Source organism: Bifidobacterium sp. CP2 (assembly GCF_018555635.1).
Taxonomy (GTDB): domain Bacteria; phylum Actinomycetota; class Actinomycetes; order Actinomycetales; family Bifidobacteriaceae; genus Bifidobacterium; species Bifidobacterium saguinibicoloris.
Genome location: NZ_JAFEJX010000004.1, coordinates 22,198 through 35,681, shown reverse-complemented (window position 1 = coordinate 35,681; position 13,484 = coordinate 22,198). Strand labels below are relative to the sequence as shown.

At 66.1% G+C, this 13,484-nt stretch carries 11 protein-coding genes; 4 read left to right on the top strand and 7 right to left on the bottom strand.

Going from position 1 to position 13,484, the window contains the following annotated elements; all coding sequences use genetic code 11:
• Positions 1–3: 3 nt before the first annotated feature.
• From rpmI to JS531_RS03965, 3 genes are all read right to left on the bottom strand, one after another.
• A complete protein-coding gene (gene rpmI, locus JS531_RS03975; RefSeq protein ID WP_214312985.1) occupies positions 4–198 on the bottom strand; it encodes a 50S ribosomal protein L35 in 195 nt (64 codons plus the stop codon).
• Entirely contained in the window at positions 179–901 is a 723-nt protein-coding gene (gene infC, locus JS531_RS03970) for a translation initiation factor IF-3 (protein WP_214313559.1), read from the bottom strand. The genes rpmI and infC overlap by 20 nt, the downstream gene beginning before the upstream one ends.
• A gap of 299 nt (positions 902–1,200) precedes the next feature.
• Positions 1,201–2,961, bottom strand: a complete 1,761-nt coding sequence (locus tag JS531_RS03965; RefSeq protein ID WP_240542024.1) for a fused MFS/spermidine synthase — start codon at positions 2,959–2,961, stop codon at positions 1,201–1,203.
• Between the two features lie 135 nt (positions 2,962–3,096).
• Here JS531_RS03965 and JS531_RS03960 point away from each other — a divergent pair, with 135 nt between their 5' ends.
• The 3 genes from JS531_RS03960 (at position 3,097) to ybaK (ending at position 5,720) form a co-directional block, all read left to right on the top strand.
• Entirely contained in the window at positions 3,097–3,858 is a 762-nt protein-coding gene (locus JS531_RS03960; protein WP_214312983.1) for a thiamine diphosphokinase, read from the top strand.
• 199 nt (positions 3,859–4,057) lie between these two features.
• The gene (gap, locus tag JS531_RS03955; protein ID WP_214312976.1) at positions 4,058–5,116 is read left to right on the top strand and encodes a type I glyceraldehyde-3-phosphate dehydrogenase; all 1,059 of its coding nucleotides are present in this window, start codon (positions 4,058–4,060) and stop codon (positions 5,114–5,116) included.
• Between the two features lie 94 nt (positions 5,117–5,210).
• Positions 5,211–5,720: a Cys-tRNA(Pro) deacylase gene (gene ybaK / locus JS531_RS03950; RefSeq protein WP_214312973.1), complete on the top strand. Its 510-nt coding sequence runs from the start codon at positions 5,211–5,213 to the stop codon at positions 5,718–5,720.
• 19 nt (positions 5,721–5,739) lie between these two features.
• Here the strand turns inward: ybaK and JS531_RS03945 are convergent, their stop codons facing one another.
• The gene (locus tag JS531_RS03945) at positions 5,740–6,738 is read right to left on the bottom strand and encodes a 4-hydroxy-3-methylbut-2-enyl diphosphate reductase (protein ID WP_214312971.1); all 999 of its coding nucleotides are present in this window, start codon (positions 6,736–6,738) and stop codon (positions 5,740–5,742) included.
• A gap of 272 nt (positions 6,739–7,010) precedes the next feature.
• Between JS531_RS03945 and JS531_RS03940 the strand changes: the two genes are divergently transcribed.
• Entirely contained in the window at positions 7,011–7,964 is a 954-nt protein-coding gene (locus JS531_RS03940; RefSeq protein WP_214312969.1) for an aldose 1-epimerase family protein, read from the top strand.
• A gap of 87 nt (positions 7,965–8,051) precedes the next feature.
• Here JS531_RS03940 and JS531_RS03935 read toward each other — a convergent pair whose 3' ends face one another.
• The 3 genes from JS531_RS03935 to JS531_RS03925 form a co-directional block, all read right to left on the bottom strand.
• Entirely contained in the window at positions 8,052–8,954 is a 903-nt protein-coding gene (locus JS531_RS03935) for a helix-turn-helix domain-containing protein (protein WP_214312967.1), read from the bottom strand.
• Positions 8,955–9,137: 183 nt separating this feature from the next.
• Complete coding sequence (locus tag JS531_RS03930; protein ID WP_214312965.1) at positions 9,138–12,419, bottom strand: DUF5107 domain-containing protein; 3,282 nt, start codon at positions 12,417–12,419, stop codon at positions 9,138–9,140.
• A gap of 190 nt (positions 12,420–12,609) precedes the next feature.
• A complete protein-coding gene (locus JS531_RS03925; RefSeq protein ID WP_214312963.1) occupies positions 12,610–13,434 on the bottom strand; it encodes an AraC family transcriptional regulator in 825 nt (274 codons plus the stop codon).
• Between the last annotated feature and the right edge of the window lie 50 nt (positions 13,435–13,484).

Here is a 13,484-nt window from a genome sequence, read left to right as displayed (position 1 = left end):
GGCTCACTTGGCGAGCATGCGGTTGATCTTGTTGGCCTGTCCGTTGCGGACGACCTCGTCGCGGCTCAGGGCGCGACGCTTGCGAGCGGACTTGTGCTCGAGGTTGTGGCGCATGGAGCTGCCGACGTGCATGAGCTTGCCCGTGCCGGTGCGGCGGACGCGCTTGGAAGCGGCGGAATTACTTTTCATCTTCGGCATTGCTGCCCTCCTTGTTGATGTGCTTCTTGCTGGAAGTCGCGGTGGAAATCGTCTGCTGGGCCTCGGCCGCGGCCTGGGCCTGGGCCTCCTGCTTGGCGGCGAGGCGGGCGGCCTGGCGGGCCTGGCGCTCGGCGCGGGATTCGGCGCCGCGGCGGCGCTGTTCGGACTGCGTATGTACCTTCTTGCCCTTGGGCGCAAGCGTCATGATGATGTTGCGGCCCTCCTGCTTGGGCTTGGACTCGACGGTGCCGTATTCCTCCACGTCGGCGGCGAGGCGCTGCAGCAGCTCGACTCCGCCGATCGGACGGGACTGTTCGCGGCCACGCAGCATGATGGTGACCTTGACCTTGTCGCCGCCGGAGAGGAAGCGGACCACGTGGCCCTTCTTCACCTCGAAGTCGTGGTCGTCGATCTTGAGACGGAAACGGATCTCCTTGATCTCGGCCGTGTTCTGATTGCGGCGGGCCTCGCGGGCCTTGATCTTCTCGTTGTACTTGAACTTGCCGTAATCGATGAGCTTGGCGACCGGAGGCTTCGCGTTGGGCGCCACCTCGACGAGATCGAGGTTCGCTTCCTTCGCCAGGTTGAGGGCGACCGAGGTCGCGATGACTCCCACCTGCTCGCCGTTCGGGCCGATCAGGCGCACCTGCGAGACGCGAATCTCGTCGTTAATGCGTGGTTCGTCGCTGATGATGACTCCAATCCTCTAACTGTCCTGCGCGGGACCATCCGGGAGCACCGTCATCGCTTCGATTTCACGACAGAGCCGCATGCCTGCGCGTGACGACGCGACGCCGCCATGCCCTTGGCATGATGCATAATCATCAATCGCTTTCCGCATCGCTCGGATGCCGCGGACCTCGTGTCCGCATGGAAAGGAAGGCTGCTGCCTTGAACCCGAGACCATGACAGGTTTCCAGGTGGGGTTGCCCCGCTTTCTTGATTTCTCAAGCCGAAAAGGTACTATACCACACCCCGGGACCGGGGCGTGTCGCGGGGTGCTCACTGCACGGCGCGCAGCAGTCCGCCGATGCCCTCCTTCCTCAGGATGTCGCGGTACGGTCCGGCCTGCTCGGCGATGAGTCTGTCTATGGCGCGCATGCCGAGCAGCTCCACCGGCGCATGGTCGTCCGTGAGGATCAGCGACCTGTCACCGGCGTCGTCCGAGGGGTCCTGCACGGCGGTCATGCGGCCGCCGACCTCGCTCATGTACGCGGCGAGCTCGCCGTCGGAGGTACGCTCCCACGTCGCGGCACGCAGCGTCTCGGCCTTGACGTCGCCGCGCATCGAGGAGCCGATCGGCTTGGAGACCGTGGCGATCTCGCCGGTGCGCCGCCGGGAGTCGCTGCACCCGCCGTAGCGGGCGAGCTCCTCCCGCGTGGGGGCTTTAGCGAACAGCTCCCGGTTGGTGGTGCCCGGCACGTCGGCGGTGTAGGTCGTGCCGATGCGGCACGCGCCGTCGAACACGTTGGCGATGGTGGCCTGAAGGGCCTCGTTGATGGATCCCTCGCCGTCCGAGACCATGTTCATGTTGACGACCATCACGCCACCCGGGTTGAGATGGTTCCGCACCATGGTGAAGAACTCGTCGGAGCTCATCTGGAACGGGATGGTGATGTCCTGATACGCGTCGACCATGATCACGTCGTACGTGTCGTGCGAGGCGGCGAGCCATGCGCGGCCGTCGTAGGTGGAGACGGGCACGTCGTCCGGCTCGTCGAAGTACCTGACGGCGAGGTCGGTGATCTTCCGATCGATCTCGACGCCGGCGACCTTCATCTTCGGGTAGTAGCGCTTCAGCTGGCGAGCGTAGGTGCCGGTGCCCATGCCGAGGATGAGCGCCGAGCGCGCATGGTCGGCGAGCGCCGGGGCCGCGAGCGCGGTGTCGTAGTACATGCCGGTGAGTCCCTGGTCCTTCATGGTGACGGATTGGACGCCAAAGAGCACGTTGGTGGACAGGATGGTCCGGTCGGACAGGTTCCTGACCTGCAGGTAGTTGTAGATGGATTCGCCTTCGTATGCGAGGGTCGTCCGGTTCTCCCAGAACGCGAACCCGGTCATCGGCGAGAGGACGGACGATATGGCGAACACGGCCGCGGAGACGGCACATGCGATCAGGCGTGCCTTCATCGAGACGAAGTAGACGAGCGGGATCGCGAGCAGCGCGCCGGAGAAGAGCAGGAACGTGACGAACGTGCCGGCGGCGGGGATGGTGACGAACGTCGGCAGGAACGTGCCGAGGATGGAGCCGATTGTGTTGCATGCGGACAGGCGACCGACGACGGTGGCGTTGTCGTCGAGCGAGTCGGTGGCGAACTTGTTGAGTCCCGCCGTGACGGTGCCGAGCAGGAACAGCGGGGGCACGAAGACGAGCATGCAGGAGACGAACGCGGCGATGATGAGGAAGTTCGTCGAGACGGTCACGATGAGGAGGCCCGAGACCAGGAGGACCACGTATTTGCCGGCGAGCGGGATGAGCGAGATCCATACGGCGGCGGCCATGATGCGCAGGTAGAGCTTGTCGGGGTCGGGGTCGCGGTCCGCCCAGCGGCCGCCGAACACGGCGCCGAGGGCGAGCGCGATCATGATGGTGCCGATGATGATGGTCCATACGATCTGCGAGCTGGAGAAGTAGGGGGCGAGCAGGCGGGACGCGCCGAGCTCGGCGGCCATGACGGCCATGCCGGAGAAGAATTCCGTGACGTACAGGAACGTCTTGGATTTGAGGATCGGGCGTTCGCTCGCCGCTGTTTTCACTGCCATGGCCCCAACGGTATTACGGCGAACGTACACCGCGGACGCGTGGATGGGGCGCGTAGACTGGTGAACCATGCCAGCGGGCGCCTCACGGCGTCCTGCGGCTGGCGTGCAGGCGGGCCGGAAGCAAGGGAGGACGCGATGGCGGCGGAGTCGAGGGACGACGGGACAACGTGCGTGGTGTTCGCCGCGGGCGAATACTATGACGCGGCGTCGAATCCGGCGAACCGCGTCGTCGTGCCCCGCGGCGCGTTCGTCGTGGCGGCGGACGGCGGCCTCGACCATGCGCGGGCGGCGGGAGTCACGCCGGACGTGGTGGTGGGCGATTTCGATTCGCTGCGTGGGGCGCGTCCGGCGCCGGGCGCCGGCACCGTGGCGCTGCCGCCGATGAAGGACGATCCCGACCTGCTGAGCGCGTTGAAGATCGGATGGGCCCATGGATGCCGCACGTTCCATGTCTACGGCGCCTTGGGCGGACGCATCGACCACACCCTCTCCGCGATTCAGCTGACGGCGATGCTGGCCCGCCACGGCGGCATCGGGTTCCTGCACGGCGACGGGACGACGGTCACGGCGGTGTGCGACGGCGAGCTGCGGTTCGCGGCGCATGACGCGGCGCCGAGGCGCATGGTCTCCGTGTTCCCGCACGGTGGTCCGGCGCGGGGCGTGGACGAGCCTGGGCTCCGCTATGAGCTGATGGACGGGACGCTGGAGGCGGACGCGGTGCAGGGCGTGAGCAATGAGTTCCGTCCCGGCGTGCCCGGGGCGGTGTCGGTGCGGGAGGGCACGCTGGTCGTCACGTTCCCGGCGGAAGCCCCGACGCCCGAGGTGGTGCGCCGTCATGCGTTCGACGGAGGCATCGGCGAGCTGGACACGCACGTCTCCCCGCTGCTGGTGCGCTGACTCGCCGAGGCGCGGCCGCGGCCCGTCGAAGGCATGCGCCGTCTGGATTGTGAACGCTCACGGAATTTTTCGTCTTTTTCGAGGAAACACCCGCAAAACATTGCCGTAAGTACAGGTGGGGCATTAGAGTAAGGATCGTTGGTAAACAATGGCTTCGTGTGCGCCCATGCATGCGGGGTCTTCCCCAAGGGAGAATTACATGACAGTTAAGATTGGTATCAACGGCTTCGGTCGCATCGGTCGTCTCGCCTTCCGTCGCATCTTCGAGCTCCAGGCTCGCGGCGGCCAGGCCGGCGACATCGAAGTTGCCGCCATCAACGATCTGACCACTCCGGCCACCCTGGCCTACCTGCTGAAGTACGATTCCACCCACGGCACCTTCCGTCACGACGACGGCACGCCGGTCGACGTGAAGGCCACCGAGGACTCCATCGTCGTCGACGGCAAGGAATACAAGGTCTACGCCGAGAAGGACGCCAACAACATCCCGTGGGTCAAGAACGACGGCGTCGAGTACGTGCTCGAGTGCACCGGCTTCTACACCTCCGCCGAGAAGTCCCAGGCCCACATCAACGCCGGCGCCAAGAAGGTCCTGATCTCCGCCCCGGCCAAGGACGACGTCACCCCGACCGTCGTGTTCGGCGTGAACCACGACATCCTCAAGGCCTCTGACGTGATCGTCTCCGCCGGTTCCTGCACCACCAACTCCATGGCCGCCATGGTCAAGCTGCTGGACGAGAAGTTCGGCATCAAGGCAGGCTTCATGACCACCATCCACGCCTACACCGGCACCCAGATGCTGCTGGACGGCCCGCGCGGCACCAAGACCGGCCGCAACCTGCGCGCCGCCGCCATCAACACCATCGCCCACTCCACCGGCGCCGCCAAGGCCATCGGCAAGGTCGTCCCGTCCGTCAACGGCAAGCTGCAGGGCCACGCCCAGCGCGTTCAGGTCCCGGACGGCTCCGTCACCGAGCTGACCACGGTCCTCAACAAGGAGACCACCGCCGACGAGATCAACGCCGCGTTCAAGGACGCCTTCGAGAACTGCGAGTACTACGGCTACAACGACGAGGGCATCGTGTCCTCCGACATCCTGGGCGACACCCACGGTGGCGTCTTCGATCCGACCCAGACCGATGTGAACAACATCGACGGCCTGACTCTGGCCCGCACCGTCTCCTTCTACGACAACGAGTACGGCTTCACCTCCAACATGATCCGTACCCTGCTGTACTTCGCCGAGATCTCCGAGTGAACCGTCGCGGGTGAACCCCGCACGGCGCCACCACGGCTCTAGGTGAATGGAACCCCCGCTCCACCGAGCGGGGGTTCTTCGTATCATGGGACCCATGGCCAAGAAGAAGAAACACGAGAAGGGCGCCGGCTCCACTCCGGCGACGGTCCAACTGGAACGTGCGGGCGTGCCGTTCACCCCGTACGAGTACGAGCATTCGAACGACCACATGGACGACGGCTACGGCGTGGAGGCCGCCACGAAGCTCGGGTTCGACGAGCATCAGGTGTTCAAGACCCTGATGGCGGACACGGGCGACGAACGCGTGGTCGGCGTCGTGCCGGTGTCCGGTCACATGGACCTCAAGGCGCTGGCCGCGGCGGTCGGCGCGAAGAAGGCGTCGATGGCCGATCCGAAGGTCGCGATGCGCGAATCCGGCTACGTGGTCGGCGGCATCTCGCCGTTGGGACAGAGGACGCACCATAAGACGGTGCTGGACGACAGCGCCCTCAAGTTCGACGTGATCCTCGTCTCCGGCGGCAAACGCGGCTTCTCGGTCGGCGTGAATCCGAACGACCTCCTCAAGGTCCTCGACGCCGTCGCCGCGCCCATCGGCACGTGGTGACGGCACGTCACCGCGAAGGCTACCGGCGGCGGAGTTCCGCCGGTAGCACGAAATGCATGTCCTCCCTGGTGGTCTCCACCGAGGTGATCTCCGTGTAGCCCTTCGATCCGAGCGCGGCGATGACGCCGTCCACGTATTCCTCCGGCACGGAGGCGCCCGAAGACACGCCCACGGCCTCCACGCCTTCGAACCATGCGTCGTCGAGGTCGCCGGCGTCGTCGACGCGGTGGGCTCGCCCGCGCTCCCCCAGCCCCTCCTGCGCGACCTCGACGAGGCGCACCGAGTTCGACGAGTTGGCCGACCCCACGATTACCACGCAGTCGGATCGTTCGGCGACGACCTTCACCGCGGCCTGACGGTTGGACGTGGCGTAGCAGATGTCCGAGCTGGGCGGCATCTCGATCCATGGGAACCGGGCCTGCAGCGCGGCGATGGTGCCGGCGGTCTCGTCGACGCTCAACGTGGTCTGCGTGAGCAGCACGAGCTTCGTGTCCGGCGTGAAGTCGAGCGCGGCCACATCGTCCTCATGCTCGATGAGGTGCACGTGCTCGGGGCTCTCCCCCACCACGCCGACCGCCTCGTCGTGGCCCTTGTGGCCGATGTAGACGATTTCGTAGCCGCTCTTCGCGAACCGCAGCACCTCGCGGTGCACCTTGCCGACCAGCGGGCAGGTGGCGTCCACGACGTTCAGCCCGCGCGCCTTCGCCTCGGCCTTGACCGCGGGCGAGACGCCGTGCGCGGAGAAGACGACCGGCACGCCGGCGCGCGCCGCGGCCTCGGGGATTTCGGAGAGCTCCTCGACGAACACGGCCCCCTGCGCGGACAGGTCCTCCACGACGTGCTTGTTGTGCACGATCTGACGCCGCACATAGACCGGCGGCAATCCCTCCGCCGCGAGCGCGGCGGGGTCCGCGACCGAGACCGGGCTCCCCTTGAGGATCGTGTGCACGGTGAGAATCGCACGGTCCACGCCCGCGCAGAATCCGCGCGGATCGGCCAACACGATGCGCTTGCCCATAAGTCCCGTCTCCTTCATGTCGGATCGTCGATGATATGCCGGACCCCGTCCGCCGCCCCGTGGACGGCGTGGCGGACGGGTGTCCCGGACATGTCCGCCACCAGCCTAGCAACCGTTCCGCGTCCACCTGGTCCGGGGACGCGCGGGGAACGTGAAGAAACGGCATGGGAACCGCAGGAAAACGATATGCCGCGCAGGTCCCGCATGTGCGTCGGAGCCGCCCACGCATTAGGATGGTAACGGTAACAACATCTCTCACTTTGGAGCGGACCATGAGCACTACGCCACGTACCGGCAACCAGTATTCCATCCATTACGGCGACTATTCGGCCGTCGTCTGCGAGCTCGGCGCGAAGCTGCGCCGGTTCGACTGGCGGGGCAAGGAGATCTTCTGCCCGTTCGGCCCGGACGACCTGACCCCCACCTGCAACGGATACATCCTGGCGCCGTGGCCGAACCGCATCAAGGACGGCGAATACGACTTCAACGGCCGTCACTACTGCGCGCCGGTCAACGAGCAGCATCCGGCGCCGCGCAACAACGCGAACCACGGCTACGCCTACCACTACATGTGGAGGCTCGAATCGCTCACCGAGAACGCCGTCACCCAGTCGCTGCGCTTCCCTAACCTCGACGGCTACCCGTTCGACGTGACCGTGACCGCGACCTACGAGTTGGGCGAGCAGGGCATGACCGTGACGGTCTCCGCGTCCAACGGCGGCGACGAGCCGGCCCCGTGGGCGCTGGGTCTGCACCCGTGGCTGGCGAACGGCAAGCAGGGCGCGACGAGCGCGGAGCGCGACGCCGACTCCGCCGCCTGCCATCTGAAGATCGACGCGAACGAGCACGTGGTCGTCGACGCGGGCCTGATCCCCACCGGCGTCGAGCCGGTGGAGGGCGTCACCGACCTGCGCGAAGGCCCGACCCTCGAGGGCCGCTCCTTCGACGACGCCTGGCTGGACGTCAACCGCGCCGCCGACGGCACCACGACCACCGTGTTCACCCGTCCCGACGGCATCGAGGTGAAGCTCATCGGCGACGGGACGATCAACGCGTGGCAGTGCTACACCGCCACCGGCGCGCCGCTCGAGGAGCATCCGTACGGCGTGGCGGTCGAACCGATGACCGCGCCCGCCAACGCGTTCCGCTCCGGCGACCATCTGACGACGATCGCTCCCGGTGAGACGGTCACCACCGTGGTCCGCTACGAGGTGACGCGCAAGTAGCCCGATCCGACGGCGATCGGCAGTCATTCCCCGGGGAGGGTGTCGCAGGCGCATCAGCAATGCGTCCGCGACACCCTCCCCGCATATTCATGACGTTCCGGACGCGCCGGCCGTCGTCCCGGACCGTCTACGGAATTCGAGCGGCGAGACGCCCATGCGTTTCCTGAACGACGCGCAGAACACGGAGGTGGTGGAGAAGCCGCATGCCTCGCAGATCTCCTTCAGGGCGACCTGCGAGTTGACCAGCATATACTTCGCGGCGTCCAGCCGCGCCTGCGCCACGTACGCGTGGGGCGTGTACCCGGTCTGCGCCTTGAACGCGCGGATGAAGGCGTATTCGCCCATGTAGACCGCGGCGGCGAGTTCACCCACCGTCAACGGTTCGTCGAGATGCTGCGCGATGTAGGACATCACCCGGCGTATGTCGTCCTGTTCCTTGCGTCTGGCCGGCTCGATGCCGTTGTCCTCCGCGAGCATCTCGCACAGGATGTCTACGATGTATTTGCCCAGAAGGGGTTCGCGGATGCGCTCGCCGTTCCTGAAGGTCTCGTAGATGCGCGCCAGCTGGTTCAGCGCGTAGGCCGGGTTCCGCAGCGCGAAGGCGATTCCCCGCCGCTCGTGGATCAGCTCGCAGTAGGCGCGGGCGTACCCGCCGTCGAAGTGCAGCCAGATCGCGTCAGTGGGCTCCAACGCCTGGTAACGGTGGTATTCGTAGCAGTCGAGCAGCACGAAATCGCCTCCGCGTGCGGTGACCTCGTCGTCCTTGGTGCGCACGAGCATCGAACCGTCACGCAGGTACATGATCAGGAAACTGTCGAATCGGGTTCGTTCGGCCTTCATGCCTTCCTTGTAGTGGAACATACCGGTCTGCAGCGGGTAGAGGAACGTGTCGCGCGCGACCTTGCTCGGCGTGTGGATGTAGTAGTCGTAGTCGCCGCCCCAGACCAGATGCGAGGCGGCGTCCGCATACTCGATCTCGTTGATGTCCACAGGCCCGCCTCCTCGTCGTCCCGCCGCATGCGCCGCATTCCAGTGTACAACGGGGAGGCGGGACGGCTGCGTGCCCCCGCCCCGGAGGGGACGCGCCGCGGATTCGTGTCCGGACATGCGCACGCCCCGGCGGGGACCGGGGCGTGCGGCGTCATCGGCGCGTCGATGGCCGGGCCGTCGGCGTCACTCGCCGTCCAGCTCGAGCAGGTGCAGCTCGAACCTGGCCTTGGGGTTGTCGGGGTTGAGCTTGAGGCTCTCCTCGAACAGCTCACGGGCGCCGGCCTTGTCGTTGAAGAACAGGCGGCTGTAGGCGAGCGCGCGGACCGTTTCGGCCTTGTGCTCGGTCACGCCGTCGGGCACGAACGACAGGTGCAGCGAGGTGACGATGGGCTTGCGGTCGAGGTCGTTCCTCGCGTCCTCCTCCCACTTGACCACGGAGGCGCTCATGTCCTTGCGGGAGATGATGTTGTCGCCGAGCAGGCGTTCGGCGAGCGCCACGTAGTAGTCGGTCTCCGGTCCCATGTAGGGGCTGTAGTTGCTGTGGATGAAGGGCAGCAGGCGGGATGCGGCCTTGCGGGCCTCGTCCTCGCGGCCGAGCTTCTGCAGCGCGGCGGCCTCGAACCAGCGGGCGTAGTACAGCTGCTGGGTGTCCCACCAGCCGGCGCGGAAGTTGGCGGGGACGATCTGCGCGTTGCGGTAGCATTCGAGCGCTTCCTCGACCTTGCCGTCGCGTTCGAGCAGTCGTCCCTTGCAGCACAGGGCGAAGGTGTACGACTCGGTGAGGTAGGTCTCCTGGCATTCGGCGGCCACGAACTCGTGGGTTTTGAGCACGTCGAGCGCCTTGTCGAATTCGAACACGTTGCTGTAGGCGTCGGCCAGGTCCCAGGCGAGGGTGTCGGAGGGCTTGTCGGGCAGGTTGGCGAGCAGCCAGTCGAGGCGTTCGCGCCCGTCGACGCCGAGCTTGGCGGCCACGTAGTTGGTCTCGCGTACGAGCGTGTCGTCCTTCGGCTTGGCCGCCACGGCCTTCTTCATGAGTTCCAGCGCCTCTTCGCGGCGGTCGAACTTGCTGAAGTAGGCGATGGCGAGGTTGCGCCAGCCGATGTGGAAGTCGGGCTTCAATTCGGTGACTTTCCTCCACTGGTCCGTGGCGGCCTGGTACTGCAGCTTGTTGTACAGCAGGCAGCCGTACAGGTAGGCGGCGGTGTAGTCGGTCGGGTCGGCTTCGACGGCGGCCTTGAGCACGGGCAGCTCCTCGAGGCGGTACGGGAACACGTCCACGATCGGGCTGTCGGACACGGCCTCGCGGTTGGAGGCGGCGGCCTCGCTCCTGCCGAGGGCGTCGTAGACGAAGGCGAGCGTGTAGTGGGTCATCGGCGTGGACTGTCCGGCGAGCGTGGTGCCTTCGAGCAGGGCGACGGCCTCGTCCTTCAGTCCGGCGCGCAGCAGGTCGAACGTGACGTCGAGGATGGTCTGCGCGGGGTTGCTCAGCAGGATCGAGTAGAACTCGCCGAGGTCCCTGCCGGAGTAGTAGAGGTAGGCGAAGCGGGCCAGGTGGTCGAGGCGGTCGCGGGCGATGATGTCCTCGAGCTCCGCCAGACCGGTCTCGCGGTCGCCGAGCTTGATCTGCGCGATGGCCTTGTAGGTGCCGCAGACGGCGTGGTCGGCCTCCTTTTTGAGCGCCTGCCCGGCGTGCTCCCTCATCTTGGCCCAGTCGCCGCGCTGGCCGTCGATGCCGGCGATGAAGGTCATGGCCGGGGAGATGACGTTGTTGCTCCACGCGGCCTTGAAGAAGGTCTCGTAGACGGCGTCGACCTCGCCCTTGCCGTACTCGCACAGCGCCTTGAGGTAGCTATAGGTGCCGTCGTACGGGTTGTGGTTGAACCTGTTGAGCACCTTGTCGGCGCGGCGCAGGTATGCGAGCGCCTCGTCGTACAGGGCGTTGTTGTAGCGGTCCTCGGCCATGGCGAGCAGCGACGGCAGGTGCTCGGGGTCGCGTTCGAGCGCCACCAGGTAGTAGTCGCGGCCCTTGAACGACGGGTCGCGGTACTGGTCGATGTGTTCGCCGGCCACGTAGATCTCCTGCGCGGTGGTGAGCTCGTGCGGGGTGGGGATGCCGGGGTTGTCCTCGGGGATGCGCAGCACGTCGGGCTTGTCCTCGGTGTAGTCCATGAGCACGGTGCCATCGGCGGCGGTCAGGCGCAGCGTGTAGACGTCGGCGGGCAGCGCCACGTCGAACTCGCGGTAGTTGCCGGGGTCGAGCGTGATGCTCTCGCGCAGCACCGTGTTCTCGCCGTCTGACACTTCGAGCACGGCGTCGGCCACGCTCTTGGTGACGGCGACGCGCACTTCGCCGTCGGCCTTGTCGAGGGTGACCACGCCGTGGATGTTGGCGAAGGTCGGGGCCTTGGTGCCGTGGATCGGATACCAGAACTGCGACCAGGTCTTCACCTCGTAGGGGGCGATATACGTGAAGTCGGGCTGGTCGTCGGAGTAGGCGCCGGCCATGAGCTCGGCATGCTCGCCGTCGTTGTCGGTCAGGTTGGCGTTCCACGCGTCGCCGAGATCCTCGAGCGCCCACATGAACTGCTTCTTGCCGGGCACCACGTGGTGGTCGGCCACGTGCACGGTGCCGCAGTCGCGGTCGTGGTCGTAGCCACCGAAGAAGTCGTACTTCGACGGGGCGGCGAAGTAGGAGTTGCCTTTCAGCGTGTTCCTGTGGAGGCTGATGTCGGTCTCCTCCTCGTGGTTCTCCACCGCGTACCAGCCCTTGGTGATCGGGAAGGTGGCGTGGTGGCGGTCGTAGTGGTGGTGCACGTAGCCGACGTCCTGCGGGAAGAACAGCTGGTAGTTGGCGTTGACGTGGATGCCGGCGTTCTCGTACCAGAGGAACGGATGCTTGACGGGCGTACGGTTGTCGATCTTCACCACGGTCTCGTAGTAGGAGACGTCCGGGCGAAGCTTGACGCCCCACGTGCCCTTGAGACGGTACTGGCCCGGCGAGGGTGCGGCCTCGGAGCACCAGACGATCACGGTGCCGTCGTTGAGCTTCTCGATGCTGTAGTCGACGGGCATCCATGTGCCGGGACGGTGATGGAACGGGAAGTTGAACTCCATGCCGCCGGAGATCCAGTTGCCGTAGGAGCCGACGATGACGGGCTTGATGCGGTGGTGACGGTAGAAGAAGTTGTAGTCGTTGACCTTGTCGTAGCCTTCGAGGATGCGGCCGCCGAGCTCGGGCAGGATCAGCAGGCGGATGTAGTCGTTCTCGAGGCGGACCACGGTGTATTCGTGATCGGTGAGCCTGTCGCGCTCGACGCCGAGCGTCACGCGGTTCGGGTAGGCGTAGCCTGTGGAGCCCTGGTGCTGGCGGAACTCCGAGTACATGGGCATCTCGTCGGGGGCGGGCGGCTCGTAGGTCGGGATGATCATCCTCTCGACGCCGGCGGTCACGGGATTGTAGGACATGATGGACTCCTTCGTTGGACGAATGTCGATTGTGGATTATTGCCATCGACTGCGTTGTCACCATCAACGGTATGCCCGAAACCGGGGTCGAAATATATAAAAAATGCTCTGCGGTTATCGAAGGATGCTCAGGCTCCGCGGCCGGCGCGCGGGGCGGCGTCGTGCATCGAACGCCGGTACTCCAGCGGGGTCATCCCCTCCAGTCGCCTGAACGCCAGGCAGAACGCGCTGGGCGACGAGAACCCGCAGCGCGTGCAGATCTCCGTCTGAGGGAGGCGTCCGAGCCGGCCAGCATCCGCTTCGCCGCGTCCATGCGCGCGTTGACGACGAACGCGTGCGGCGTCGTGCCGGTGGCGCGCCGGAACTCCTTGATGAAGTAGCCGGTGCTCATCGAGGCCATGTCGGCCAGCTCGTCGTTCGTCAGGTCCCGCGACAGGTTCGCCACGATGAAGTCCTGCACGTCCTCCATCGCGTAGCCGTGGGCCGATTCGTCCGCCGGACCGTCGTCGGGGACGCCGGCGCATTCGGTGAGGATGTCGGTCAGATAGCGCGCCATCACCGGCTCCGACATGCGCTTGCCGGCGCGGAACCCCGCGCATATGCGCTGCAGCCGGTTGACCGCGAACTGCGAGTTGACCGCAGAGAACACGTTGCCCCTGCGCGCGCTGATGAAGTCGTAGTACATGCGCGCCGAGACGCCGTTGAAGTGTATCCACAGGGCTTCGCTGGGCTCCAGCGCCCGGTACGACTGCGGCGCGTAGCAGTCGATGAGCACGAAGTCGCCGGCGTGGGCGACGATGTGCTCCCGGTCGGGCAGATCGATCGAGAACCTGCCGGAACGGATGAAGAACAGCAGGAAGTTGTCCAACGGTCCGCGGTTCAGCGTGTATCCGTTGGCGTACCGGTACACGCCGAGCCATTCGGGGTACAGGAACACCTGCGCGCCGGAGTTGGACGGACGGTACTGGTAGTGCTCGGACTGCTCTCTGATGACGTTGCGTTCGGCCGGTTTCATGATGGGCCGCCTTTCCTTGCCGTGTGGGTCGGATGTGGGTCGGGAGGGGA